Genomic DNA, 24805 nt, shown 5'->3' on the forward strand with positions numbered 1-24805 from the left:
CATGGATAGTGAAAATTATGATAATAGGCTTACCTGGCGTTGGTTTAAGCCAACATAAACTGATCTCTAATTACGGCGTTGCCTTCGGCCCGGTCTGTTGGCTAACGAATCATACGGCTGCAGGCAATACGCTCGGGGCCGATATCTGCTTCGCTACCTAACGCATTTTTCTGAACGGAGAATCTGTGGGATTTATACGATTTTTCGGATTTTTCTGAACTTGAATTTACCAGATTAAAGAATTTGCAAAATGTCGTGAGATAAGTATTGAAGAGCGGAGGCCGACAAAAAACCGTGGCCGATGGGTAAAGGCCTGTGCGGGGAAGGACTTTTTTGTCTTGATTTTTTGGTTGCTTTTTGATCAAGCAAAAAGTTTAGCCCTCCGCGGCAATTGAGCGGACTGACGTTCATTAAAGTGCGAACCCAATCCTAAGTCACACTAATATTTTGGGGGCGACTTGTTCCCGCTATGAACTTTCAAACAAAAACAATACCTTCACTTTTCCACAAACAACTAAACTAATATACCTCATCATCATGAAAGAAAATCCCGAAGCATCCCGCAGGGGCTTTATTAAAAAACTGGCTACCACTGCAGCAGCGGTAACTGTGGGCAGCAGTTTACTGGCTGCCGATAAGCACAGCTTTCATTACCTTAAACAAAAGTATAACCAATACGGCCCTAACGACCAGGTGAACATCGCCCTCATAGGTGCGGGCGGCATGGGTACGCAAGATGCCATTGTTGCCCTGCAAATACCCGGCGTAAAACTGATTGCCGTGTGCGACTTGTACGACGGCCGCCTTAAAGAAGCCAAAACTCGTTGGGGGGCAGATGTTTATACCACCAAAATTTATAAAGAGATCTTAAACCGCAAAGATATCGACGCGGTTATCATAGCAACGCCGGACCATTGGCACCAGCAAATTTCTGTTGAAGCCATGCACGCCGGCAAGCACGTGTATTGCGAAAAACCCATGGTACATTCCGTTGCCGAAGGCCCTGCGGTGATAAAAGCGCAGAAGGAAACCGGTAAGATCTTCCAGGTGGGTAGCCAGGGCGTATCATCGCTTGGTAATGAAAAAGCACACGAATTGTTAAAGAGCGGTGCCATTGGCGAACTTAATTATGCCGAAGGCTTTTGGGCACGCCGCGCACCTGTTGAGGTTTGGCAATACCCGATCCCGGAGGATGCATCAACCCAAACAGTTGATTGGGAAACTTATGTTGCCAACACCCAAAAACGACCGTACGATTCCAAACGGTTTTTCCGCTGGAGAAACTATACCGATTATGGTACAGGTATGGCCGGCGACTTGTTCGTGCACCTGTTCAGTAGCCTGCACTTCATCACAGAATCTATGGGGCCTAATAAAATTTATGCTTCGGGCGGGTTACGTTACTGGAACGATGGCCGCGAAGTGCCGGATGTTTTATTAGGTACTTTCGATTACGGCAAAACGGTTGCGCACCCGGCGTTCAACCTATCGTTACGTTGTAATTTTGTGGATGGCACCAGCGGTACTACTTACCTTAAACTGGTAGGCAGCGAGGGTTCTATGGATATTACCTGGGATAGTGTTACCCTGAAAAGGAACAAAGTTATCCAGTCGGACGATCCATTTTATATCGAAAAAATGCGCAAAGCGGGCCAAACCGACGCGGGCCGTAAACACATTCTGCCTCCCGAAGAAATCACCTACAATGCCGAAAAAGGTTACCTGGGCGGCCCGTACGATCACATGAATAACTGGATCACGGCCATCCGCACAAATGGCAAAATTACCGAGGATGCCATCTTCGGCTACCGCGCCGCCGCCCCGGCACTGCTATGTAACGACAGCTATTACAAAAACACCCCTATGTTTTGGGATCCGGAGAAAATGAAGATGGTTAGTAAGTAGCAAAATCGTCATTCCTTCGTACCGCAATGACGCGCGGAGAGGGGCGCTCGTTTAAAACAAACAAAAGGCCCCGATTTCGGGGCCTTTGCTATTTAATAAAACTTTGGCAACGGGTTTAACCTCGTATCCTGGCGTTGGTGCCAGTAGGGGTAGATGGGGTCGCGGTCGCTGGCGGCGTCCAGTTTTTTAATTTGGTCGGTGGTAAGGTTCCACCCAAAGGCGGCAAGGTTTTGTTTTAGCTGCTCCTCGTTCCGGGCACCAATAACAACATTGGCAACGGTAGGGCGTTGCAGTAACCAGTTGATGGACACCTGCGCTATCGATTTGCCGGTTTCTTCGGCTACTTCGTCCAAAGCGTCTACAATAGTATAAAGGCGTTCAAAGTCAGTTTCTGGGCCGTGGCTGCCACCCTGGCTGCGGCGATTATCCTGCGGAATAGGCTGCCCACGGCGAAATTTACCACCCAGCTGACCGGAAGCTAACGGGCTCCAAACAATGGTGCTTACTTTTTGGTCGATACCAAGCGGCATCAGTTCCCACTCAAATTCACGGTCTAATAGCGAATAGTATGCCTGGTGCCCAACGTATTTTGACCAGCCGTAACGTTCAGAAACCGAAAGCGATTTCATTAAATGCCATCCCGAAAAGTTGGAAGCCGCGATATAACGCACCTTGCCGCTTCGGATCAGGTCGTCCAATGCGCGCAGGGTTTCTTCAACCGGGGTGTTACCGTCAAAGCCGTGCATGTGGTATATATCAATATGGTCGGTTTTTAAGCGGCGCAGGCTATCCTCTGCCGATTTCACCAAATGGTAACGTGATGAACCAAAATCGTTTGGGCCATCGCCCATTTTAAAGGTGGCTTTGGTGGAGATAAGCACTTTATCGCGCAGGCCTTCCAGTGCCTGGCCCAAAATTTCTTCGGAAATGCCGCCCGAGTAAACGTCGGCCGTATCAAACAAGTTAACCCCTGCATCAAGGCAAAGGTGAATTAGTTTTTTAGCGTCATCAAGCTGGGTATCGCCCCAGGCCTTAAAAAATTCGCCCGAGCCGCCAAAGGTAGCCGTACCAAAACTTAGTACCGGCACGTTTAATCCCGATCCGCCTAATTGTCTGTATTCCATTTGTGTATGTTTTTGTGGTATGATGTAATGTAAAAACTCAAATCTCGGGGATAGTTTTAAGGTTTGTATCATGGTAATAACATAAAAGGAATAAAGAGGGCGTAGCATTCATTGTAATACATCCATTACCAAATTGTCATTTTCTACCGAGGCACGAGGAGAACCGACCATAGGGAGCTTACAGCCGCGTGTTTTTTTTGTTCGTTTCTTTTTTGCGACAAAAAAGAACGGCATAGCCCTCTTGAGTGCCAAAATAAACATATACGAAAAAATGGACATACAGGCCCTTAAACTTTATACTGCCATTCCTAACGGGGAACTAACAGGCTACTTGCTCAAAGAGATTGCTTCGTACGCAATGACGCGTGGTTAAGTTTACTATCAACCATGAACAATCAACCATCAACCACCTCCCAAATACTACCTTAAAAAGACAAAATAAGACAAAATAAAAACATAATTTAGTTGCCGATAGTTAACATATCTATGGCAAAAATCGCATTAATAACAGGCGCCACCGCAGGGATAGGCGAGGCCTGTGCCCACACATTTGCACGCGAAGGTTATAACCTGATCCTCACCGGCCGCCGTATGGACAGGCTGGAGAAACTCGCGCACCACTTAAACGACAAATATAACGTAGAGGTAGCCGTATCATCATTTGATGTACGCAACCGCGAACAGGTGATCCAGAACTTGGAAGGCCTGCCCGCGCACTGGAAAAAGGTTGATGTGCTGGTAAACAACGCCGGCCTTAGCCAGGGCCTCGACCCGATCCAGAACGGCAGTTACGACGATTGGGAAACCATGATAGATACCAATATAAAAGGCCTGCTTTATGTAAGCCGCGTGGTGTCTAACTGGATGATCGGCAACGGTTACGGCCATATCATCAACTTAGGGTCGATAGCCGGGAAAGAGGTTTACCCTAACGGGAATGTATATTGCGCTACCAAGCACGCGGTTGATGCCTTAAATAAAGGGATGCGGATAGATCTGAATGATAAAGGCATCCGTGTATCGGCAATACACCCGGGCGCTGTGGAAACGGAATTTTCGGAAGTGCGCTTTAAAGGCGATAAAGAACGCGCTAAAAAAGTGTACAATGGTTTTGAGCCGCTGGTGGCCGATGATGTTGCCGAAACCATCTGGTTCATTGCATCGCGCCCCGCGCACGTAAACATCAACGACCTGATAATTATGCCAACCGCGCAAGCAACGGCAACAAATATTTTTAGGAAGAATATTTAAGTCGGTAAAGTCCGAAAGACGAAATAAAATAGATATACAATTATAGTACCTTACACTTCCGGACTTTCCGACTTGTCGGACTTCCGGACTAAATACTTAAAAATCATGTCATTACTTATCCAAATAGACCAGGATATAAAACAAGCGATGCTAAGTAAACAGGCCGACAGGCTTAGGGGGCTGCGCGCTATAAAATCGGCTTTGCTGCTGGCCAAAACCGAAAAAGGCGCTGCCGATGAGTTGACCCAGGATGCCGAGATAAAGGTGTTACAGAAACTGATCAAACAACGTAAAGAATCTGCCGACATTTATAAAACACAAGGCCGCGAAGATCTGTACGATATTGAGATTGCCGAAATGTATGTGATAGAGCCTTACCTGCCGCAGCAAATGACGAAATTTGAGATAGAAGGTTTTATACAGGAAGTTATTGAAAGGCTGGGTGTTACATCTGTAAAAGATATGGGCCGGGTTATGGGCGTTGCCAATAAAGAGCTTGCAGGCCGTGCCGATGGCAAAACGGTTTCTGAAGTGGTAAAACAACTGTTAGGCTAATTGCCGCGTAATAATTATTGGAGTTAAAGCTGGTAAACTATCTTAATAATTATAATTTTACAACAAATCAGACTAATATTGATTTCGGTCTGATATATTTACGAAAATACTTACACCAGCTATATTATGGATTTTGTGCTTAAAGAGGAAAAGGGTTTCAGTTACATCGAGGAGGGGCAGGGCGAACCGCTGTTGTTGCTTCACGGGTTAATGGGCGCTTTAAGCAATTGGGACGATGTTATCCGCGAGTTTAGCCCAAATTACAGGGTTATAATTCCGGTTTTACCTATATATGACCTGCCTTTGTTAACTACGGGAGTCCGTGCGTTGTCAAAATTCATACATAAGTTCATCAAGTTTAAACAACTAAGTAATGTTGTACTTTTAGGTAACTCGCTTGGTGGGCATGTTGGCTTGGTTTATGTACTTGCACATCCGGGTTATGTTAAAGCATTGGTTTTAACGGGGAGCTCTGGCTTGTACGAAAACGCTTTTGGCGGTTCATTCCCCAAACGCGAGAGTATTGATTTTGTAAGGGAGAAAGTAAGATATACCTTTTACGACCCGGAAACGGCCACAGAAGATATGGTGCAGGAGATATTCCAAACCATAAACGACAGGCATAAGGTGATCAGGATATTGGCCATGGCAAAATCGGCCATCCGCCATAATATGAAAACCGAGCTGCGTAAAATTACCATGCCGGTATCGTTAATTTGGGGCAAGGAGGATAAGATTACCCCGCCCGAGGTGGCTATTGAGTTTAACGAGTTGTTGCCAAACTCGGAGTTGCACTGGGTTGATAAATGCGGCCACGCCCCAATGATGGAGCGCCCCGTAGAATTTAATGAGTATTTAAAACTGTTTTTAGATAAGATAAAAAAATAGGAGCCCCCTCTAAATCTCCTCCGCTGGTTAGCGGAGAGACTTAAAAATCTTAGCCCCTCACTTCTGGGGAGGGTTTGGGTGGGGCTATTTAAAAATAATAACTATGCTTGCAATTGAGCTTATATCTGACGCGATGCCGCCGGTACATACTTCTGATAGTATACAGAAGGTGTTTGACCGTATGGCCGAGTTTCGTGTGAGCCATTTGCCAATTGTAAATGAGGAACAGTTCCTGGGCCTGATAAGCGAGGATGACCTGGTCGAAGAAACAGACTACAACGCGCCCATAGGTTCGATAGCCTTATCGCTGGTAAACCCATATGTGTTGGAAGAGCAGCATATTTACGATGTGATCCGCCTGTTTTATGAGCGCCGGCTAAGCGTGGTGCCCGTGCTTAATATCAAAAAGGAATACCTGGGTCTCATCAGTATCAACACCATGAACGAGTACTTTGCCAAGCTTACCTCGGTATCCGAGCCGGGCGGTATTATTGTTTTGGAGGTTGATAATAAGAATAATTCGCTGGCGCACATGTCGCAAGTGGTAGAGTCAGATAACGCGCAGATCCTGAGCTCGTACACCCGCACTTTTCCGGATAGTACCAAAATGGAGATTACCCTAAAGGTGAATAAACAGGACATCTCTACTATACTGGCCACGTTTCAACGCTACAATTACGACGTAAAGGCCACCTTTAACTTCACCGACCATAACGATAACTCTATGGACAGGTTCGATTCGTTCATGAATTACCTGAACCTGTAAACCCAGCATATGAAAATAGCAGTTTACGGCAGGCAGTTTAACGACCCATCGGTGTTCCCGTACATCCGCCAGGTGTTTGAAAGCCTTGCGCAACACAAGGTTGAGGTTTACGTTCACCCTATATTAAGCGAAAACCTAAAAGGTAATGTAGATACAAGTACCTGTGCAATTCTTAACTGTAATGAACCCATCAAAGGTAATGTAGATGTTTTTATAACCCTTGGGGGCGATGGTACCCTGCTGGATATGGTTACCCTTGTGCGCGATTCGGGCGTGCCGGTTATCGGTATCAACTTTGGCAGGCTTGGCTTTTTGGCCAGCATCAACAAAAGCGATATAGCGGCAGCTATACACGCTGTAGTAAACCAGGAGTTTACAATGGATGCCCGTGAACTACTGGTGATAGATTCTGAACATAAAATATTTGGCGAAAACAACTTCGCGCTTAACGATGTAACCATTCACAAACGCGATGATAGTGCCATGATCACCACACATGTAGCGTTAGATGGCGAGTTTTTAAACTCGTACTGGGGCGATGGGCTCATCGTGTCGACGCCAACGGGTTCAACCGCGTATTCGTTAAGTTGTAACGGGCCTATTATTTTCCCTAACTCAAACAGTATAGTGCTTACACCTGTGGCACCGCATAACTTAAACGTTAGGCCGGTAGTATTGCCTGATACCAGCGTGCTTACACTGGATATTGATTACCGGGGCAATAACTACATTGTATCGTGCGATAGCCGTACTGTAATTGTAGACAAACCCATGCAATTTAAGGTGTACAAGGCCGATTTTAAGCTTAATTTGGTACGCCTGAATAATGAAAGCTACTTATCTACGTTAAGGAAAAAACTATTATGGGGTTTAGACGCCCGTAATTATTAACTGATCCCTTGATGCCCAAATTTTACGCCTTTTATATTTTACTGTTTATCAGCATAAATGTACATGCCCAGCAAACCTGGGAAATTGGCGGCAATATAGGCGCGGCCGGTTACATCGGCGATCTTAATATCAATAACCCTGTTAAACCAAGCGGCGGGCAGGTGGGTCTGTTTGTAAAGCGTAATTTTAACCGCTACCTGGGTGTAAAGCTAAATTACACATTTGCGCAAATAAGCGGCGCCGACAGTACCTCGGGCATCCAGCAGTTTCGCGACCGTAACCTGAGCTTTACAACCCCCATAAAAGAACTTAGTTTGATGGCCGAGTTCAACTTTATGAGTTACATCCCCGATGCTGGCAAAAATAAATACACACCTTATATATACCTGGGCGCCGGCATAGCCTCGTACGCGCCAAGGGCGATGTATAAAGGCAACGTTGTTGGCTTGCGGCCATTAAAAACCGAAGGGCAAACCAGCCCCTACGCAAACACGGCCATAGTAGTGCCGTTTGGCGCCGGGTTTAAATATAACTTTTCGGGCAAGTGGACTGTTGCTGCGGACCTTGGGTACCGCTTCACCAATACCGATTATTTGGACGATGTAAGTAAAAACTACGCCGCTAAAGGGTCATTCAGTAATGCTACAGCAAGGGCGCTTTCAGACCGCTCAGGCGAAAAGACCAACGTATACATCGGTAACGCCGGCTCCCAGCGTGGCGATTACCGCCAACGGGATTTTTACATGTTTGTGGGCTTTACCGTATCTTATACTTTTGTAACGCAGGCCTGTTATTATTAACTAAAACGCCATAATTCAAAATATAAAATCTTATATTTTAAAATTACAGAATTTAATTTTGTTTATTGTAAATTAACAGTTATATTTATATGTATTATTACATGTAACCAATTGTTTCACATTAAACTATACTGCTATGGCCGAATTAAATTCATCCCCGGAAAAATCAGGCACAAAAACCCGCTCGAAAAAAGCCGCGTTAAAGGTAGATCTTACTGCAATGGTTGATCTTGCCTTCCTGCTCATTACCTTTTTTATGCTTACCACAACCTTAAGCAAACCCAGCGCTATGGACGTAGCCATGCCGGTAGGCGAGGAGAGCGAACCGGTAGCCCAATCCCGCACCATGACTATCTGCCTGGGAAAAAACAACAAGGCCATGTACTACCTGGGCTTAGCAGATAAACCGTTAATACCTGCCACTGTTACCAATTATAGCGGTAGCGGCTTGCGCAAGGCTATATTTGATATGAGCAAACATGTGCAGCAAACCACCGGCAAAAGTATGCTGATAATTATAAAACCCGCCGAAACATCCGTTTATGGCAATCTGGTAAACACGCTTGATGAAATGAAAATAACAAGCACACAGCAATACGCCATTGCAGATATCGCCCCAAAGGATATCAGTTTGTTGAAAGAGCAGCAGGCGTATTAAAAGTAATTGAATTATACTGCAGCACCATGGTACAAGCCACGGTGCTTTTTTATGCGGAAGCTATGGTTTATTCTCCTTACCCTCTTTGCACAGCAGCGAGGGTCGGCCAGCGCAGCGTAGTCGGGGTGAGTAACTATGCAAACAGCAAATCCCTGCCATCCAAAACCACCCCCGTTGATAATTATTTCTTTTTTAACGCATACTAAAATAAATACAATTAAGTTTTACCTTTGTCACCTGAAAAAAAGGGCATAAGTTGTTGAGGGCTTTGCTAAAAACGATTTAAATTTTAACAAGGCTACAGGCGCTACAGTTCATAAGCAGCTGTTAACACCGATCGGGAAATGAGTTATAAGGACCAGATAGATCTTCAGAAGTTACCCCGTCATATAGCTGTTATTATGGATGGTAACGGCCGCTGGGCAAAGGGTAAAGGCAAGTTAAGGGTGTTTGGCCATCATAATGGCGTGCTATCTGTACGCGATATTGTGGAGACCGCCAGCGAGTTGGGTATCGAATACCTTACCCTGTATACCTTTAGCACCGAGAACTGGAACCGCCCCAAATTTGAAGTTACCGCCATTATGGAACTGCTCATCAGCACCCTTAATAAGGAGATTGCCAAGCTGATGAAAAATAACGTGCGCCTGAACGCCATAGGCGATCTTAAGGCACTACCCGGCAAATGCCACCAGGAGTTAGAGAATGCCATAGGCAAAACAGCCGGTAATACCGGGCTGGTACTTACGCTTGCATTAAGCTACAGTAGCCGCGGCGAAATAGTACAGGCTGCTAAAAACATAGTAGCCAAAGTACAAAGCGGCGAATTAAACCCTGCCGATATTGATGAACAATTGTTTGAAGATAATTTATATACCGGCGGTATGCCCAACCCCGAACTTTTGATAAGGACGAGTGGGGAATACCGCATAAGTAATTATTTGTTATGGCAAATTGCCTATGCCGAGCTATATTTCACCACCAAACTATGGCCCGACTTTAGGCGCGAGGATTTGTACGAAGCGATATTTGATTACCAGAAACGCGAACGCCGATTTGGGATGACAAGCGAGCAGGTAAACTAAATTTTTACTTTTAACACTTTTTAACAACTGTATAAATTATTTTTAGCCCACTAAAATATTCGAATGAATAAAGTTTTTTTTGCTCTACTCTTCTCTGTTATAAGCACTGCAGCAATGGCTCAGGTAGGCGGCCAAAGGCAATCAGCATTATCCGGCGGCTCTATCCCTGCCGATAGTTTAAGTTACCTAAACCCAAAAGATTATATTATAGGTGGTGTAACCGTATCTGGTGCCAAGTATTTGGATAAGGATGTGTTGCTTACTATATCTAAACTAAACAAAGGCGACAAGATAAACCTTCCCGGTGAGGCTAACGCGAATGTTATTAAAGATCTTTACAAACAAGGCCTTTTTGATAATGTACAGCTAAATGTTACCCGCATCAACATGGATACCATTTACCTGGAAATTGCCGTAACAGAGCGCCCGCGTTTATCGCGTTTGCACATTACAGGCATCCGCAAGGGCGAGATAGAGGACGTAAATAAAAAACTGGCAGATAAAACCGGTAAGATCGTGAACGAAAACTTACTGAGTACTACAACGGCCATCATTAAAAAACACTTTAACGAAAAGGGCTACCTTAACACTACCGTTAAAATAACCCAAACCAAAGACCCAGGGGATGCCAACAGCGTTATACTGGATGTTGCAGTTGATAAAAAATCGAAGGTTGAAATTAACAGTGTTGACTTTGAGGGTAACACGGCGTTCTCTGATGCCAAGTTGCGAAAGCTGTTGAAAAACACCCGCGAGAAAAAAATATATAACATCTTCGGTTCAAAAAAATTCAAGAAAGACAAATACGAAGAAGACAAGGAAACGCTTATTGAAAAACTACAAGGGAAAGGTTACCGCGATGCCGAAGTATTGAGCGATACCGTTACCAAACATGACGAAAAAACCGTCGACGTAAAAATCAAGATCTACGAAGGCCCCAAGTATTATTTTGGTAATGTAAAATTCTCGGGTAATGCAACTTACCCTACCGAGTTATTAGAAAGGATACTGCGTATCGAAAAGGGAACGGTATTTAGCGAGGTTGAATTATCAAAACGTTTAACAGGCCCAACGCCAAGTAATGATGACGTATCATCGTTATACTTAAACAATGGTTACTTAACCTTTAATGCAGACCCGGTTCAAACCAGGGTTTATAATGACACCGTGGATTTGGATATCCGTATCTATGAAGGCCCGCAGTATACCATTAACCGTGTTATATTAAAAGGTAATGATGTTACCAATGATAAAGTGGTAATGCGCGAGATCCGTACCAAACCGGGGCAAAAATTTAACAAAGAACTATTGATTCGTAGTGCGCGTGAGATTGGCCAGTTGGGTAACTTTGATGAGCAAAAAACCGAGCCAAGGCCTACGAACATTAACCCCGCCGACGGTACTGTGGATCTGGTTTACAATGTGGTTGAAAAACCATCCGATCAGATAGAACTATCAGGTGGTTTTGGTGGTGGCCAGTTGGTTGGTACCTTAGGTTTAACATTCAACAACTTTGCGCTGCGTAACATTTTCAACCTTAAAGCATACAAACCTTTGCCAAAAGGCGATGGCCAAAAATTAAGCTTAAGGGGGCAATCGAGCGGGCGTACTTACCAAAACTTCTCGTTCACATTCTCCGAGCCATGGTTGGGGGGTAAAAAACCTATCTATTTCGCTTTATCGGCTTATACACAAGGTAGTTCAACAGGCCAATATTATCCTAAAAGCAGCCCTTACTATAACAAATTACGTATCAATGGTATAGGTGTAACGTTAGGTAAAAAATTAAACTGGCCTGATAACTACTTCCAGTTAAACTACTCGTTAAACGTAGATCACTACGATCTGGATAACTATGGTGGTTACCTGTTCCAGAATGGTACATCATACAATATTAAACTAACCCAGGAGCTTAGCCGTAACTCGGTTGATGTGCCTTTGTACCCAACATCGGGTTCAAACATAAAATTAACCATACAGGCAACGCCACCATACTCGTTGTTTAATAACGTGAACTATAAAGTGGCAACGCCCGAAGAAAGATACCACTTTGTAGAGTACTACAAATGGAAGTTTGATGCACAGTGGTTCGAGCGTATAACCGGTAAACTGGTATTAATGTCGCAGGTGCGTTTTGGTTACCTGGGGCAGTATAATGCTTTGGTTGGGCCGTCTCCGTTCGAGCGTTTCAAACTGGGTGGCGATGGTATGCAAAGCTACCAGTTCTTACAAGGTACAGATGTTATAGGTTTACGTGGTTACGAAAACTTCTCTATAGTGCCCGAGGGTTCAAGGTTAACTGCAAACACCAACCAGGGTAGTGCTATTTACAATAAATATACTATGGAGCTAAGGCATCCCGTTATTACTGGGCAGTCTGCAACCATTTTCTTGTTAGCTTTTGCTGAGGGTGGTAATGTTTGGAATGGTTTTAGCCAATTTAACCCTTTCAATATAAGGAAATCTGTAGGTGTTGGTGCAAGGATATTTTTACCGATATTTGGTTTGCTTGGTTTAGACTACGGCTACGGTTTCGACAAGATCCCGAACCAGCCCGATGCCAACAAAGGCCACTTCCACTTTACTATTTCGCAAAGCTTAAGTGGCGGGTTTAATTAATTTTGTATAACGATTATTTATTATGAAGAAGATAATTTTAATACTATTTGTTACGTTTGCAGCATGTACCGCGGCAGTTGCCCAGCGTTTTGCTTATGTAGATTCGGATTATATTTTGAAACACATGCCGGAGTATGCTTCATCGCAGAAACAACTGGCATCACTTTCAGAATCGTGGCAGAAGGATGTTGACGTCCGTTTCCAGGAAATTGACCGCCTTTACAAAGCCTACCAGGCCGACCAGGTGTTGATGACCCCGGATATGCGTAAACGCCGCGAGGCCGAAATTGTAGATAAAGAGAAACAAGCGAAGGATTACCAACGCCAGATATTTGGGCCGGATGGCGAGCTTTCTAAAAAAAGCAACGCGCTGATTAAACCAATACAGGATAGGGTGTCTAAAGCTGTACAGGCTGTAGCCGAAAGCGAAAACCTGGATATGATATTTGATAAAAACAGCGAAGTGATAATGTTGTACGCAAGCCCGCGTTATAACAAGAGCGATGCTGTAGTAACTCGTTTAGGTTTAAAACCGGGCGTGTTTGCTAAATAAAGATTGTATATTTATAATTAGAACTATTTTTTTTAAACACAGAAGAACACAAATGAAAAAACTATTTAAAGTTGCTTTAGTTGCAGCAGGAATGTTATTTGCAGGCAACTTTGCCCAGGCACAATCAAAAATTGGCCACATTAATTTTCAGCAGTTGATCGATTTTATGCCCGAAACTAAAACTGTAAAATCTCAGCTTGAAATTTACCAGAAACAATTCATTGATCAACTTAGTACAATGAATAACGAATACCAGACCAAAGGCCAGGCTTACCAAACAAAACGTGCAGGCATGACTGATGCAGCGCGTGGCGCCGCTGAAAGCGAATTGCAGGACATCGCAAAACGCTTACAGGATTACCAAACTTCATCTCAGCAACAAGTTGAGGCTAAACAACGCGAGCTTGGTAAACCATTGATTGATAAAGCACGTGGTGCAGTTACAGCGGTAGCTAAAGAAAAAGGTTACGGTTACGTATTAGATACCACCAGCGAGTACTTAGTAGTATCTCCGGACGCTGATGACCTGATGCCGGCTGTAAAGCTTAAATTAGGATTAAAGTAATCTCAAAATTAAATTATTTAGAAAGCGCCTCCATTACGGGGCGCTTTTTTTATTTTTGATGATATGTTGGTAGGCAGTCCCATAGGGGTATTTGATTCGGGTATAGGTGGCTTAACGGTGTTCCGTTCTATAGTAGAGCAAATGCCAGGTTACGATTATTTATACCTGGGCGATAACGGCCGCGCCCCTTACGGCAACCGCTCGTTCAAAACCATTCACCAGTACACCTGGGAATGTGTGCAATGGATGTTTAAGCAAGGCTGTCCGTTAGTAATATTAGCCTGCAATACCGCATCGTCCAAAGCCCTGCGCACCATACAGCAGCAGGACATGCCTGGCCTCCATACCGATAAACGTGTGCTCGGCGTAATTCGCCCCACGGCCGAAGTTATTGGCAATTATACCAAAACCAAACAGATAGGTGTACTGGGCACCAAAGGCACCGTGCAATCCGGCTCGTACCTGTTAGAGATAGAACACTTCTTCCCCGATCTTAAAGTTTACCAGCAGGCCTGCCCGCTTTGGGTACCACTGATAGAGAACGGCGAATACAACAAACCCGGCGCGGATTACTACGTAGAGCTTTACCTGGATCAGTTGATGGAGCAATCACCTGATATTGATACCATTTTACTGGCCTGTACCCATTACCCGCTTTTGCAGGAGAAAATAAAAGCTCACCTGCCGGCCAATGTTAATGTAGTTGCGCAAGGCGACATTGTAGCCACCAGCCTGGTAGATTACCTGCAGCGCCACCCCGAAATGGAGCAACGCCTCAGCAAACAAGGCAACCGCCAGTTTTACACCACCATTGATGACACCCCCGATTTTGACCGCCATGCGTCGCTCTTTTTTGCAGATAATGTAAAGAGTGAGTTTGTTGATGTAAGGGAAGTATGTTAAAATAGATGTGCAGATGTGCAAATATGTAGATGTGCACATAATACATTGCCTCGCCAAGCGTCCACGCTTGGCGCAAACAATTTTAAGCGTACAACGTTCAAGCGTAAACGCTTGAACAGGCAGGTAATAAATGGAGATTCATTTTGAAAGCCTACCAATCCCTAAATCAAGCGAATCCCGGTTCAGACAATTGCGTTAGGGAGTGGGGCGGATACCGGACTCGCGCCTAATGCCTGCAGGCGTATGATCCGTAGGCAACGGCCATTTTAGAGAATAGTGATTTGTGAACAGAGATTAGTTAGTAGCCATAGTGAAACCACATCGGTGCAATCCAATCACGCAGCGCAAAAAACAACTACCAAAACAGTCAACTATCCTTAGCATTTATTAAGTTTGCAACCCAAAGCAATCGCACTTGAATTATTACCTTACATATTTTATTGTAGCAGCAGGTTTATTTGCTTTTGTGGGCCTGTTTACCATGTTTGGCGTATATGCCGAGCGTAAGGTAAGCGCCTTTATCCAAAACCGACTTGGCCCTACAGAAACGGGCAAATACGGTTCCCTGCAGGTACTGGCAGATATGATGAAGATGGTGCAAAAGGAGCTTATTATCCCGGCAGCGGCCGATAAGATCTTGTTCCTGGCCGCACCCGTTATTATTTTTATTGGGGTGTACCTTGCCTTTGCCGCCTTGCCCTGGGGGCCGGGATTGATCCCTGCTAACATCAATATTGGGCTTTACTATATTTTCGCTATTATCTCTATCGAAACCCTGGGCATACTAATGGCCGGTTGGGGGTCGAACAATAAATATTCAATACTGGGGGCAATGCGCTCTGCCGCGCAAATCATTTCTTACGAGATCCCTGCGGGTTTCGCGCTCATCTCTGTTGTGATGATAGCGCAGACCCTTAACCTGCAGGATATAGCCATGCAGCAGGGTATCCTTTCGGCAGATAAGGCGAAGTTCTTTGGCTTCTGGGATGTATCACAAATTGGGGGCATCCTGTCGTGGAACATCTTCCAGGCGCCTCATTTGATGGTGGCCTTTGTGATCTACTTCATCGCATCGTTGGCAGAGAGTAACCGCGCACCGTTCGATATTCCCGAGGCGGAATCGGAATTGGTAGCAGGTTTCCACACCGAGTTTACCGGTTTGCAATTCGCGCTGGTGTTTTTAGCCGAATACTCCATGATGTTTTTGGTATCGATGGTAGGCGTAATATTATTTTTAGGCGCATGGAATACGCCTTTACCAAACATAGGTTCGGTACATTTGGCAACGTGGACAACCAGCGCGGGCTGGGGCATCATCTGGATCTTGATAAAGACCTTACTTTTAATAGGCGTACAAATGTGGATCCGCTGGACACTGCCCCGTTTACGGGTAGATCAGCTGATGAACCTGTGCTGGAAAGTATTAACCCCGCTGGCTTTTGCCTGCATGCTAATATCGGGCGTGTGGCGGCTGTGGATTATGTGAGTTTGATTTCGGATTTGCGATTTAGCTTTTAGAGTTTAGAGTTTAGAATTTATTATTTATTATTTAGAATTTGCTACGAAGAGCATTAAACGGTTTTACAACGGCATGGAAGGGGCTCTCTCTTACCATCAGGGCCTTGTTTGCTTCAAATGCCAAAAGGCAGATTACGCCTATCGCCAATGATAATTACTTCCATCAGCAAAATAATACTAATACCATCCAGTACCCTAAGCAGGAACTGCCTGTGCCCGAGGTGGGCCGCTACCAGTTGGATGTGGAAATTGACGACTGTATCGTGTGCGACCTTTGCGCCAAAATTTGCCCGGTGAACTGTATCACCATCGAATCGATAAAATCGACCGAGGGCAGCATCGGCGAAACATCCGACGGGTCTAAAAAGTTGCTTTACGCCGCCCAGTTTGATATTGATATGGCCAAGTGCATGTATTGCGGACTGTGTACTATTGTGTGCCCAACGGAGTGTATTGTAATGACCAACGAGTACGATAAAACCGTATTTGAACTGAAAGACCTGAACTACGAATTCTCGGACATGTTGCCCGAGTTTGCTGCCGAAAAGCGCGACCTGCTGGAACGCCAGACTGCCGAAAAGCAAGCCGCTAAATTAGCCGCCATGAAAGCAAGGGAGGGAGGGGTATGAGTTTAGTGCAGGCAATGTTTTACCTGATGGCGTTTGTAACCGTGGGCTCGGCCTTGGTTGTAGCCGCGGGGAAGAATTTGGTGCGCAGCATCTTTTTGTTTTTTGTAACCCTGTTTGGCGTGGCCGGGTTATACGTTTTAGCACTTGCCGATTTTGTGGCCGTTACCCAAATTGTAATTTACGTTGGCGGCATTTTGGTGCTGATACTGTTCGCTTTTATGCTCTCGGGCAAGGAGGCTTTAGCTACTGCAGAGCAACAGAAAACAAAATTCATCAGTATGCATAATTTACCTGCATTTATATTGGCCGCCCTGTTTTTGGTGGTGATGCTAAATGTGGTTTTTAAAGCGGATATCAACAATCTACCTTGGATAAAAACGGCCATCGCAACAAAAAATGTGGTACCGGTAAATGGGACGGGTATTAACGACATTGGCGTAAGTTTGATGACACGCTACCTACTGCCATTTGAGGTGATCTCGGTATTGCTGATGATAGCTTTGGTTGGCGCGGCGCATCTGTCCAGAAAGGAGCCGGTAGAAGCGTGATAGGCCTTAACGATTTTATGCTGGTGAGCGTGGTGTTGTTTTGCATCGGCCTCTTCATCATCGTATCCAAAAAGAACGCGATCCAGATTTTGATAGGCATAGAGCTAATGCTGAACGCCGCCATATTAAACCTGGTAGCTTTTGGTAAATACGATAAGACCAATAACGGGGGGCAGGTATTCGCACTGTTTGCCATAGTTTTGGCTGCTGCTACAACTGCTGTTGCGCTGGCTATAATATTGAACGTTTACCGCCGTTACAAAACCATCGATCCTGATAAAATTAACCAGTTAAAAGATTAAGATATGAAAAAGCTACTTGTTGTTTTCTCGTTATTCTTGTCGGTAAGCGCTTTCGCGCAAATGCCGGATACTGCTAAAAAGGAAACTAAACTAAATTTAACTCACAATGGATTGCCTCCGTTGGTAATGGTCAATCGGGTAAAATATATTGGTGATATTAATACCATCAACCCAAATGATATCGAAAAGATAGAGGTATTAAAAACGCCATCGTCAACATCATTATACGGTGCAGAGGGTTTAAACGGAGTTATTTTAATTACCACTAAAGAAGGTAAGGGAGTTAACCTTTCAACTAAAGTAGCTATTGCGGCTAAAGCCGATTCTGCCGCTGCAAAAGCGCTTTATATTATCGATGGTAATAAGGCAACCACTGAGGGTATGAAGGCTCTTAATCCTAATGATATTGACAATATATCGGTATTAAAAGATGCCTCATCTGTTGCCCTATATGGCGATACCGGTAAAAATGGCGTGGTGATCATCGTTACCAAGGCCTATAAAAAGCAACATTCTACCAGAAAAGCCGAAACCGAAAGACAAGGGAAAAACTAAAATGAAAAAACTGCTTTTAATATTGCTGATGCTGATCTCTGTTTGCGCTTTTGCGCAGCGGAAAAAGCATGCGACAAAAAAGAAGGCCAAGACTACTAAGCACACAAAAAAACGTTCGTCAAGGCACCGCTCAAGGGGGGGGGAGCCCGTGTAGAGGAGCACGTGGAGGAAGAAGAAAGGGTAACTTATCCGTTCTTCTCGGTGGATAGCGTTACCAAGAAACTGGTGCTGAAAGACCCTCCCGAAGAACGCGACCGCCCGTTTGTAATGGTGAACGATAACGAATACCACGGCCGCCTGCAGGACCTGAAGCCTGAAAGTATCCTGGATGTATCCGTTATAAAACCGAAAGGCGCCAAAATGATGTACGGCCAAAAGGCTGCCGCGGGTGCGCTGATCGTGAAGACCAAACAAGCTTTGCCTGCAGATTTGCCAAGCACGCTATTGCCTTTGCCAAAGCAGCAAGGAAACCAAAAAGCCTTTGTGCTGAATGAGGAGGCAACGTTTGGAAAAGTATCAGATATCGACCCGGAAACCATCCTGAAAATTGATAAGCTGATTCAGCCGAAATTTGCAGGCGCTACCGTGAATGATACCACGGTTAACGTTACCACTAAAAAGTATGGCACCAAGCTGTACCAATGGAAATTTGGTACGCTGTCCAAAGCTTATAAATCATACATTCGCTCGCGTAGGGGAAAAGATCTGGCCGTTACGTACGTGATGCCTGATGGCACCGAACTAACCGGCGAGGACAAGCTGCAACTGTGGGAGCTGGCCAGCAAAGCTGATATAAAAGCAGCCACCTTTACCGGCCCAAGTGGCATTCGCAAGAACCGCAAACCGGCAACACTTATTATTGAACTAAACCAACCGGCAAATTGATGAAAGCAGGCCTTGGTAAATATTATGAGCTAAGTTCCCCTCTTGAGAGGGGCAAGGGGTGTGTTAGTCGCGCGACTAACACACCCCTGCAACAACGCAGCCCAACACTCCCCTCTCAAGAGGGGAACAAAAAAGCTTAATTTTATATTAGATATAATTTGAACCCAACCCTACCACAAACCGACGCGCAAACCATAACCCTTGCTATTATAGCAGTGGTGCTGCCCTTTGCTGCCTTTGTGTTAAACTTTTTACTGCTGGGCAAAAGCAAGGCCTCGGGCTGGGTATCTACATTAGCGATATTGGTAAGCACGGTTTTGGCTGCCAATGTATTTATAAAAGTTTGGGGCAGCCATACCATTCATGCGCAGCAGGTTTGGTTTACCATTGGGGCTACCAAGGTGCAGGCAGGCATCCTGCTGAATAATCTATCGGTATTGCTGCTGTTATTGGTCCCGGTGATAGCCCTGCCGGTGCATATTTACTCTACCGCTTACATGAAGGATGATGACGGTTACAGTCGTTATTTCCGCTATTTAAGTCTGTTTTGTTTTAGCATGCTGACTTTGGTGGTGGTAGATAACCTGATATTGCTTTATGCCTTTTGGGAGATGGTTGGCTTCTCATCCTACCTGTTGATAGGGTTTTGGTTTACCCGCGAGAGTGCCATCATCGCTAACAAAAAAGCCTTTATTATGAACAGGATAGGGGATATCGGCTTGCTATCGGCCATCATCATCCTGTTTACCCAGTTCCATACATTGGATATTCAAGAACTCTTTGCCGAGAAAAGCCTCATCGCAAATGCCATCATCGCTAACGGCGAGTGGACAAGCCCTTTGGGCAGTATCCCGGCTACCTGGCAATACGTAGCCTTCGGCGGGATCTTTCTTGCCGTGGCAGCAAAGTCGGCACAGTTCCCGTTACATACCTGGCTGCCCGATGCGATGGAGGGCCCAACTTCAGTTTCGGCACTCATCCACGCGGCAACCATGGTGGCGGCAGGGGTATTTTTGCTGGGCAGGTTTTACCCAATGTTTACGGGTACCGAGCTAACCATCCTGGCGGTTATTGGTTGTTTTACCGCGTTTATGGCAGCTACCATCGCCCTTACGCAAAACGACCTGAAAAGAATATTAGCCTACTCCACCATATCGCAATTAGGTTTTATGGTAATGGCCATGGGGGTGGGTGCTTACGCCTCCTCGTTGTTCCATTTGGCTACTCACGCGTTCTTTAAATGTTTGCTTTTTTTGGTTGCGGGTATTGTCATCCATCAAATGAAACACATTAAGGACGATAACAACCTGGATATCGACCCGCAAAACATCCTGCATATGGGTGGCCTGCGCAAAAAATTACCACTAACGTTTATCGCCGCGTTAATTGGGAGCCTCGCCTTGGCCGGCTTGCCGCTTACTTCAGGCTATCTCTCCAAAGACGGCATCCTGATCCAGGCGTTTGACTGGAGCGAGGATAAGGGCGGCTTACTAAAATTAATCCCATATTTTGCCCTTCTCACCAGCTGGTTAACGGCTTTTTATGTAGCAAGGCTTATCACCAAAGTTTTCTTTGGCGAGTTCCGTCTTCAAAAGATGAACCCGCATATCCGAATCTACATGGGCGATGGCGGCTGGCAATACAAACTGCCGTTGGTGTTTTTAGCGATCTGCTGTTTGTTCCCGGTGTTCTCATACAGCCCGGTGTTTTATGAAGATGCCTGGTTGTACAAAGGATTTTTGCTGACCAATATTTTTGCCCGCGAAAACCTGTACCATGTCATCATTCCGTTAATTGTAGTGATTTTAAGCGTGGTGGTGATGTATGGCGCATATGTAATTTATGTAAAACGCAATACCTGGTCGTTCCCGCAAAAGGGGCTGCTGTACCGCATCTCATTTAACGAGTGGTATATCGACAGGTTCTACAACCGCGTCATCATACGTTTTGTAATGTGGCTGAGCAACGCCTTTTATTGGTTCGACAAAAAAGTGGTGGATGGCTTTGTAAATTCACTCGAAAAAGTTGGATTAGCCATTGCGGGTATTGCCGCCTGGTTTGATAAAAACATTGTGGATGGCTTCCTGCATTTGGTTGCAGATGTAGTGCAAGGCATTGGTAGTTTTGCCCGCCGTTTCCAGGGAGGTAAAATTCAATATTATTTATACAGCATGCTATTAGTGCTGATCACCGTATTTATTTTAAAACTGATCTGGACCTGATGAATATATTAACCCTGCTCATTTTTACCCCAATTTTGTTTGGCTTAGTTATTCTGCTGCTGCCATCATCACTGCGCGCGAGTTTTAAGTACATTACGCTGGCGGCTACGTTTTTACAGTTGTGTTTCAGCATTTACATTTACCTGCACTTCCAGACAGGGGCGGCACACGCGGGCATCAACCACGAGGATCAGTTCCAGTTTGTTCAAAAACTCCCGTGGATCAGCCTCGATCTTGGTTCGATGGGCAAAATGCAGATAGAATATTTTGTGGGGATAGACGGTATTTCAGTAACGCTATTGGTGATGACCTCGCTGGTAATGGTGATAGCCGCTATTGCATCCTGGGAAATAAAAAGTAACCTGAAAGGTTTTTTTGCCCTGTTCCTGCTGCTGGATATGGCCGTAGTTGGCGTGTTCTGCGCGCTGGATTTCTTTTTGTTCTACACTTTTTACGAACTAATGCTGCTGCCATTATACTTCATGATAGGCATGTGGGGAGGCGCAAGGCGCGAGTACGCAGCTATTAAATTTTTCCTGTACACGCTGTTCGGTTCGGTGTTTATGTTGTTGGTGATGGTGGGTTTATACTTGTCGGTTAAAGATCCGGTTACGGGCAATCACACCTTCAATATCATCCACATGATGAACCCGGCTAATTATATCGATGGATCGGTATTCTCCTTACTCAGCAACGCTACCATTTTGGGCATGCCTGCGCGTACCGTTGGTTTTGTGGTGCTGTTTATTGCCTTTGCCATTAAAGTGCCGGTAGTGCCCTTTCATACCTGGCTACCTGATGCCCACGTAGAGGCACCGACCCCGGTATCTATCATCCTTGCAGGCATCCTGCTAAAAATTGGCGGCTACGGTATTATCCGCATCTGTATAGGCATCTTCCCCGAGGTTGCTTTATCCGGCGCATTTTGGCTTGGCTTATTGGGAGTGATCTCCATATTATATGGCGCTTTTAACGCCCTTGCCCAGCGCGATCTGAAACGCATGATCGCCTATTCATCCGTATCGCACATGGGTTTTGTGCTTTTGGGCATCGCCTCCAATACAGCCGAGGGCATCAGCGGCGCTGTGCTGCAAATGGTGAGCCACGGGTTTTTATCAACCATGCTCTTCTTCCTGGTAGGGGTGATCTATAATAGGGTACACGACAGGGATATCTACAATTTTCGCGGATTAGGTACATTGATGCCGCGGTATACCGTTTATGTGATGGTGGCATTTTTCGCTTCGTTAGGTCTGCCCGGCTTCTCGGCTTTTGTGGCCGAAGCATTTACGCTGGCTGGCGCATTTAAATCACATTCGGTTAACGGCTTGCTTCCTTATTGGATGGCTATCTGTGGTACGGTGGGAATCCTATTAAGTGCGGCCTATTTCCTGTGGACCCTGCAACGCATGTTCTTCGGCGCCGTATCCCTAAAAGGTGGCGACGTTTGGAAGACAGCCCTAACCGATCTCAACTTCCGCGAAACGGCCACCTTATTGCCGCTGGCTTTGATCGCATTGCTATTAGGCATCCTGCCATCGCTGGTGCTTGGCGAGGTGAATGATTCGGTACTGGCGTTGGTCCAATTTATCCAGGCGAAATAAATTTTCATTTATTTCTACATCGGTTTATGGAAAACTTAAGGCTTGTGCATCATACAGGTAAAATTAAATATCATGACTAAAAAGTTATTATTTATTGCCTGCCTGTTCATCAGCCTTACCCGTGTCGCTAACGCCGATGATTCCCAAAAGATCGTATCAAAGGTGCAAAAGGTTACCCTGTTTTTGAACGGGGCGCAAGTAACCCGCACATCGCCTGTAAACGTGGCTCCCGGCACATCCACTTTAGTGTTCGAAAATATTTCTCCGGGTATCGATGTGCAAAGCATCCAGGTACGTGCCGCCGGCGATTTTACCATCCTTTCGGTAAAGCACGAATTGAATTACCTGAACGAGCAAGCCAAACAAAAGCATGTAGAGGAATTACAGGCCCAGCAAAAGGCCCTGAATGACAAAATATCGCTCCTGAATTACGCTTTAACCATTAACCAGGAAGAATATAATATGCTGGTTAAAAACCAGGTGGTAAGCGGCCAAAACAGTAATTTGGATGTGCTTAAATTAAAGCAAGCTTTGGATTATCAAACTATCCGCCTGACCGAGATCAAAAAGAAAGAGCAGCTGATCAATAACCAGGTAACCGACCTTAATATACAGCAGGAACGCTTCGCCAAACAAATTAACGATATCCTTCGCGGCAGCAGCACCGTAACCAGTAATATATTGGTGATGGTTTCATCAAAGGCGGCGGCGCAATCGCAGTTTACGCTTACCTATCTGGTTAATAACGCTAACTGGTATCCAACTTACGATATCAGGGCCAAAAATGTGAATAGCCCTATCACCATCTCCTACAAGGCTAACGTGAGCCAGCAAAGCGGCGAGGACTGGAAAAATGTAAAGCTAACCCTATCAACCGGTAACCCAACGGTTAGCGGCGGCAAGCCGGAGTTGTCGCCGTATTATCTAAATTATGGCATGAATTACTCTGGCCGGCAATCGGCAATTACCAAGGTAACGGGTAGGGTGTTTGGGCAGGACGATCGCCTGCCACTTCCCGGCGTAGCTATAAGGATTAAGGGGACGTCCATCGGTACACAAACCGATGCGGCAGGCAACTACTCGATACAGGTGCCCAACAGCAGCGCTATTTTAGAGTATAGCTTCATCGGTTACGAAAAAATGGAACGCACTGCAACGGTGCCGGTGTTAAACATTGGCCTGAAAGCATCTTCGCAGCAATTGAATGAAGTTGTGGTAACTGGATATTCATCTATAGAAGGCTATTTGCAAGGAAAAGCCGCTGGGGTAAATGTTCAGGGCTCGCCGGGATCTGCCTCCCAAATTTCAATTAGGGGAATGCGAGATAAGCAATCCACCCCGATAGAAGTTCAACAGGTAGAGAACCAAACCAACGTAGAGTTTAACATCGCTAACCCATACTCTGTACCGAGCGATGGCAAGCAATACCTGGTAGAAATAAACGAAGTGAACACCGATGCTACCTACCAGTACTTTGTAGCGCCAAAGCTGAGCACCGACGTATTCCTGACCGCGCGCATCACCGACTGGAACAAATACAACTTTTTATCAGGCGAGGCCAACCTGTTTTTTGAGGGTACGTTTATCGGTAAATCGTTAATTGATACCCACGCCATTGCCGATACCTTAAATTTATCGTTAGGTACCGATAAAAATATTGTGGTAACCCGTACCTTGCAAAAGGATTTGACAGAGAAACAAGGCTTCGGTTCTAATAAAAAAGAAACCCGCGACTGGTTGATAAACGTGAAGAACCGCAAGAACCAGCCCGTGAACTTATTGGTGGAAGACCAGGTGCCGGTATCGCAAAACTCGGCCATTGAGGTAGAAACGCAAGACGTAAGCGGTGCGCAGATGGATAAACTTAGCGGCAAACTATCGTGGAGCCAAAACCTGAAACCGCAGGACGAGAAACAATTACATTTAAAATACCAGGTTAAATATCCAAAAAACCAGTTAGTTATAGTACAATAAAATAA

The 24805-nt window shown here is 45.3% G+C and carries 23 protein-coding genes; 22 read left to right on the forward strand and 1 reads right to left on the reverse strand.

Features of this window, described 5'->3' with window-relative positions; genetic code table 11:
- Positions 1 to 537: 537 nt before the first annotated feature.
- The gene (locus RHM67_RS06950) at positions 538 to 1905 is read left to right on the forward strand and encodes a Gfo/Idh/MocA family oxidoreductase (RefSeq protein WP_322231377.1); all 1368 of its coding nucleotides are present in this window, start codon (positions 538 to 540) and stop codon (positions 1903 to 1905) included.
- 92 nt (positions 1906 to 1997) lie between these two features.
- Here the strand turns inward: RHM67_RS06950 and RHM67_RS06955 are convergent, their stop codons facing one another.
- A complete protein-coding gene (locus RHM67_RS06955) occupies positions 1998 to 3029 on the reverse strand; it encodes an aldo/keto reductase (protein WP_322231378.1) in 1032 nt (343 codons plus the stop codon).
- A gap of 486 nt (positions 3030 to 3515) precedes the next feature.
- Here RHM67_RS06955 and RHM67_RS06960 point away from each other — a divergent pair, with 486 nt between their 5' ends.
- The 21 genes from RHM67_RS06960 to RHM67_RS07060 all read left to right on the forward strand — a co-directional run bounded on the left by RHM67_RS06960 (position 3516) and on the right by RHM67_RS07060 (position 24800).
- On the forward strand, positions 3516 to 4280 hold the full coding sequence (locus RHM67_RS06960; RefSeq protein WP_322231379.1) for an SDR family oxidoreductase: 765 nt from the start codon (positions 3516 to 3518) through the stop codon (positions 4278 to 4280).
- 105 nt (positions 4281 to 4385) lie between these two features.
- A complete protein-coding gene (locus tag RHM67_RS06965) occupies positions 4386 to 4835 on the forward strand; it encodes a GatB/YqeY domain-containing protein (RefSeq protein ID WP_322231380.1) in 450 nt (149 codons plus the stop codon).
- A 126-nt stretch (positions 4836 to 4961) separates the two neighbouring features.
- Positions 4962 to 5723: an alpha/beta hydrolase gene (locus RHM67_RS06970; RefSeq protein WP_322231381.1), complete on the forward strand. Its 762-nt coding sequence runs from the start codon at positions 4962 to 4964 to the stop codon at positions 5721 to 5723.
- A gap of 103 nt (positions 5724 to 5826) precedes the next feature.
- On the forward strand, positions 5827 to 6489 hold the full coding sequence (locus tag RHM67_RS06975) for a CBS domain-containing protein (RefSeq protein ID WP_322231382.1): 663 nt from the start codon (positions 5827 to 5829) through the stop codon (positions 6487 to 6489).
- A 9-nt stretch (positions 6490 to 6498) separates the two neighbouring features.
- Positions 6499 to 7380 (forward strand): NAD kinase, encoded by an 882-nt coding sequence (locus tag RHM67_RS06980; RefSeq protein ID WP_322231383.1) that lies wholly within the window; start codon positions 6499 to 6501, stop codon positions 7378 to 7380.
- Between the two features lie 11 nt (positions 7381 to 7391).
- Positions 7392 to 8180, forward strand: a complete 789-nt coding sequence (locus RHM67_RS06985; RefSeq protein ID WP_322231384.1) for a DUF6089 family protein — start codon at positions 7392 to 7394, stop codon at positions 8178 to 8180.
- 136 nt (positions 8181 to 8316) lie between these two features.
- Positions 8317 to 8838, forward strand: a complete 522-nt coding sequence (locus RHM67_RS06990; RefSeq protein ID WP_322231385.1) for a biopolymer transporter ExbD — start codon at positions 8317 to 8319, stop codon at positions 8836 to 8838.
- A 344-nt stretch (positions 8839 to 9182) separates the two neighbouring features.
- Complete coding sequence (locus RHM67_RS06995) at positions 9183 to 9923, forward strand: isoprenyl transferase (protein WP_322231386.1); 741 nt, start codon at positions 9183 to 9185, stop codon at positions 9921 to 9923.
- Between the two features lie 63 nt (positions 9924 to 9986).
- A complete protein-coding gene (bamA, locus tag RHM67_RS07000) occupies positions 9987 to 12542 on the forward strand; it encodes an outer membrane protein assembly factor BamA (protein ID WP_322231387.1) in 2556 nt (851 codons plus the stop codon).
- Positions 12543 to 12564: 22 nt separating this feature from the next.
- A complete protein-coding gene (locus RHM67_RS07005; protein ID WP_322231388.1) occupies positions 12565 to 13095 on the forward strand; it encodes an OmpH family outer membrane protein in 531 nt (176 codons plus the stop codon).
- A 52-nt stretch (positions 13096 to 13147) separates the two neighbouring features.
- Positions 13148 to 13660: an OmpH family outer membrane protein gene (locus RHM67_RS07010; protein ID WP_322231389.1), complete on the forward strand. Its 513-nt coding sequence runs from the start codon at positions 13148 to 13150 to the stop codon at positions 13658 to 13660.
- Positions 13661 to 13723: 63 nt separating this feature from the next.
- The gene (gene murI / locus RHM67_RS07015; protein WP_322231390.1) at positions 13724 to 14563 is read left to right on the forward strand and encodes a glutamate racemase; all 840 of its coding nucleotides are present in this window, start codon (positions 13724 to 13726) and stop codon (positions 14561 to 14563) included.
- A gap of 415 nt (positions 14564 to 14978) precedes the next feature.
- The gene (gene nuoH / locus RHM67_RS07020; protein ID WP_322231391.1) at positions 14979 to 16049 is read left to right on the forward strand and encodes an NADH-quinone oxidoreductase subunit NuoH; all 1071 of its coding nucleotides are present in this window, start codon (positions 14979 to 14981) and stop codon (positions 16047 to 16049) included.
- A 70-nt stretch (positions 16050 to 16119) separates the two neighbouring features.
- Positions 16120 to 16710, forward strand: coding sequence for an NADH-quinone oxidoreductase subunit I (locus RHM67_RS07025; protein ID WP_322231392.1), 591 nt, complete (start codon positions 16120 to 16122; stop codon positions 16708 to 16710).
- Complete coding sequence (locus tag RHM67_RS07030; protein ID WP_322231393.1) at positions 16707 to 17258, forward strand: NADH-quinone oxidoreductase subunit J; 552 nt, start codon at positions 16707 to 16709, stop codon at positions 17256 to 17258. Before RHM67_RS07025 ends, RHM67_RS07030 begins: the two co-directional genes overlap by 4 nt.
- The gene (gene nuoK / locus RHM67_RS07035; RefSeq protein ID WP_322231394.1) at positions 17255 to 17560 is read left to right on the forward strand and encodes an NADH-quinone oxidoreductase subunit NuoK; all 306 of its coding nucleotides are present in this window, start codon (positions 17255 to 17257) and stop codon (positions 17558 to 17560) included. Before RHM67_RS07030 ends, nuoK begins: the two co-directional genes overlap by 4 nt.
- A gap of 3 nt (positions 17561 to 17563) precedes the next feature.
- A complete protein-coding gene (locus tag RHM67_RS07040) occupies positions 17564 to 18115 on the forward strand; it encodes a TonB-dependent receptor plug domain-containing protein (protein WP_322231395.1) in 552 nt (183 codons plus the stop codon).
- A gap of 162 nt (positions 18116 to 18277) precedes the next feature.
- Positions 18278 to 19000 carry a hypothetical protein gene (locus tag RHM67_RS07045; protein ID WP_322231396.1) on the forward strand — a complete coding sequence of 241 codons (723 nt, stop codon included), beginning with the start codon at positions 18278 to 18280 and terminating at the stop codon, positions 18998 to 19000.
- A 158-nt stretch (positions 19001 to 19158) separates the two neighbouring features.
- A complete protein-coding gene (locus RHM67_RS07050) occupies positions 19159 to 21222 on the forward strand; it encodes an NADH-quinone oxidoreductase subunit L (protein ID WP_322231397.1) in 2064 nt (687 codons plus the stop codon).
- Complete coding sequence (locus RHM67_RS07055; protein ID WP_322231398.1) at positions 21222 to 22826, forward strand: NADH-quinone oxidoreductase subunit M; 1605 nt, start codon at positions 21222 to 21224, stop codon at positions 22824 to 22826. Before RHM67_RS07050 ends, RHM67_RS07055 begins: the two co-directional genes overlap by 1 nt.
- Before the next feature lie 72 nt (positions 22827 to 22898).
- The gene (locus tag RHM67_RS07060) at positions 22899 to 24800 is read left to right on the forward strand and encodes a DUF4139 domain-containing protein (protein WP_322231399.1); all 1902 of its coding nucleotides are present in this window, start codon (positions 22899 to 22901) and stop codon (positions 24798 to 24800) included.
- Positions 24801 to 24805: the final 5 nt, after the last annotated feature.

The sequence above is a fragment of the Mucilaginibacter sp. 5C4 genome, assembly GCF_034345625.1.
GTDB lineage: Bacteria > Bacteroidota > Bacteroidia > Sphingobacteriales > Sphingobacteriaceae > Mucilaginibacter > Mucilaginibacter aurantiaciroseus.

Bases quoted from the DNA above. Each gene is read 5' to 3' on its own strand.
- RHM67_RS07010 (WP_322231389.1), top strand. From the start codon at position 13,148: ATGAAAAAACTATTTAAAGTTGCTTTAGTTGCAGCAGGAATGTTATTT.
- RHM67_RS07055 (WP_322231398.1), top strand. From the start codon at position 21,222: ATGAATATATTAACCCTGCTCATTTTTACCCCAATTTTGTTTGGCTTA.
- RHM67_RS06980 (WP_322231383.1), top strand. From the start codon at position 6,499: ATGAAAATAGCAGTTTACGGCAGGCAGTTTAACGACCCATCGGTGTTC.
- RHM67_RS06985 (WP_322231384.1), top strand. From the start codon at position 7,392: ATGCCCAAATTTTACGCCTTTTATATTTTACTGTTTATCAGCATAAAT.
- RHM67_RS06970 (WP_322231381.1), top strand. From the start codon at position 4,962: ATGGATTTTGTGCTTAAAGAGGAAAAGGGTTTCAGTTACATCGAGGAG.
- RHM67_RS06960 (WP_322231379.1), top strand. From the start codon at position 3,516: ATGGCAAAAATCGCATTAATAACAGGCGCCACCGCAGGGATAGGCGAG.
- RHM67_RS06995 (WP_322231386.1), top strand. From the start codon at position 9,183: ATGAGTTATAAGGACCAGATAGATCTTCAGAAGTTACCCCGTCATATA.
- RHM67_RS06975 (WP_322231382.1), top strand. From the start codon at position 5,827: ATGCTTGCAATTGAGCTTATATCTGACGCGATGCCGCCGGTACATACT.
- murI (WP_322231390.1), top strand. From the start codon at position 13,724: ATGTTGGTAGGCAGTCCCATAGGGGTATTTGATTCGGGTATAGGTGGC.
- RHM67_RS07060 (WP_322231399.1), top strand. From the start codon at position 22,899: ATGACTAAAAAGTTATTATTTATTGCCTGCCTGTTCATCAGCCTTACC.
- RHM67_RS07030 (WP_322231393.1), top strand. From the start codon at position 16,707: ATGAGTTTAGTGCAGGCAATGTTTTACCTGATGGCGTTTGTAACCGTG.
- RHM67_RS06965 (WP_322231380.1), top strand. From the start codon at position 4,386: ATGTCATTACTTATCCAAATAGACCAGGATATAAAACAAGCGATGCTA.
- RHM67_RS06990 (WP_322231385.1), top strand. From the start codon at position 8,317: ATGGCCGAATTAAATTCATCCCCGGAAAAATCAGGCACAAAAACCCGC.
- RHM67_RS07040 (WP_322231395.1), top strand. From the start codon at position 17,564: ATGAAAAAGCTACTTGTTGTTTTCTCGTTATTCTTGTCGGTAAGCGCT.
- RHM67_RS06955 (WP_322231378.1), bottom strand. From the start codon at position 3,029: ATGGAATACAGACAATTAGGCGGATCGGGATTAAACGTGCCGGTACTA.
- RHM67_RS06950 (WP_322231377.1), top strand. From the start codon at position 538: ATGAAAGAAAATCCCGAAGCATCCCGCAGGGGCTTTATTAAAAAACTG.
- bamA (WP_322231387.1), top strand. From the start codon at position 9,987: ATGAATAAAGTTTTTTTTGCTCTACTCTTCTCTGTTATAAGCACTGCA.
- RHM67_RS07005 (WP_322231388.1), top strand. From the start codon at position 12,565: ATGAAGAAGATAATTTTAATACTATTTGTTACGTTTGCAGCATGTACC.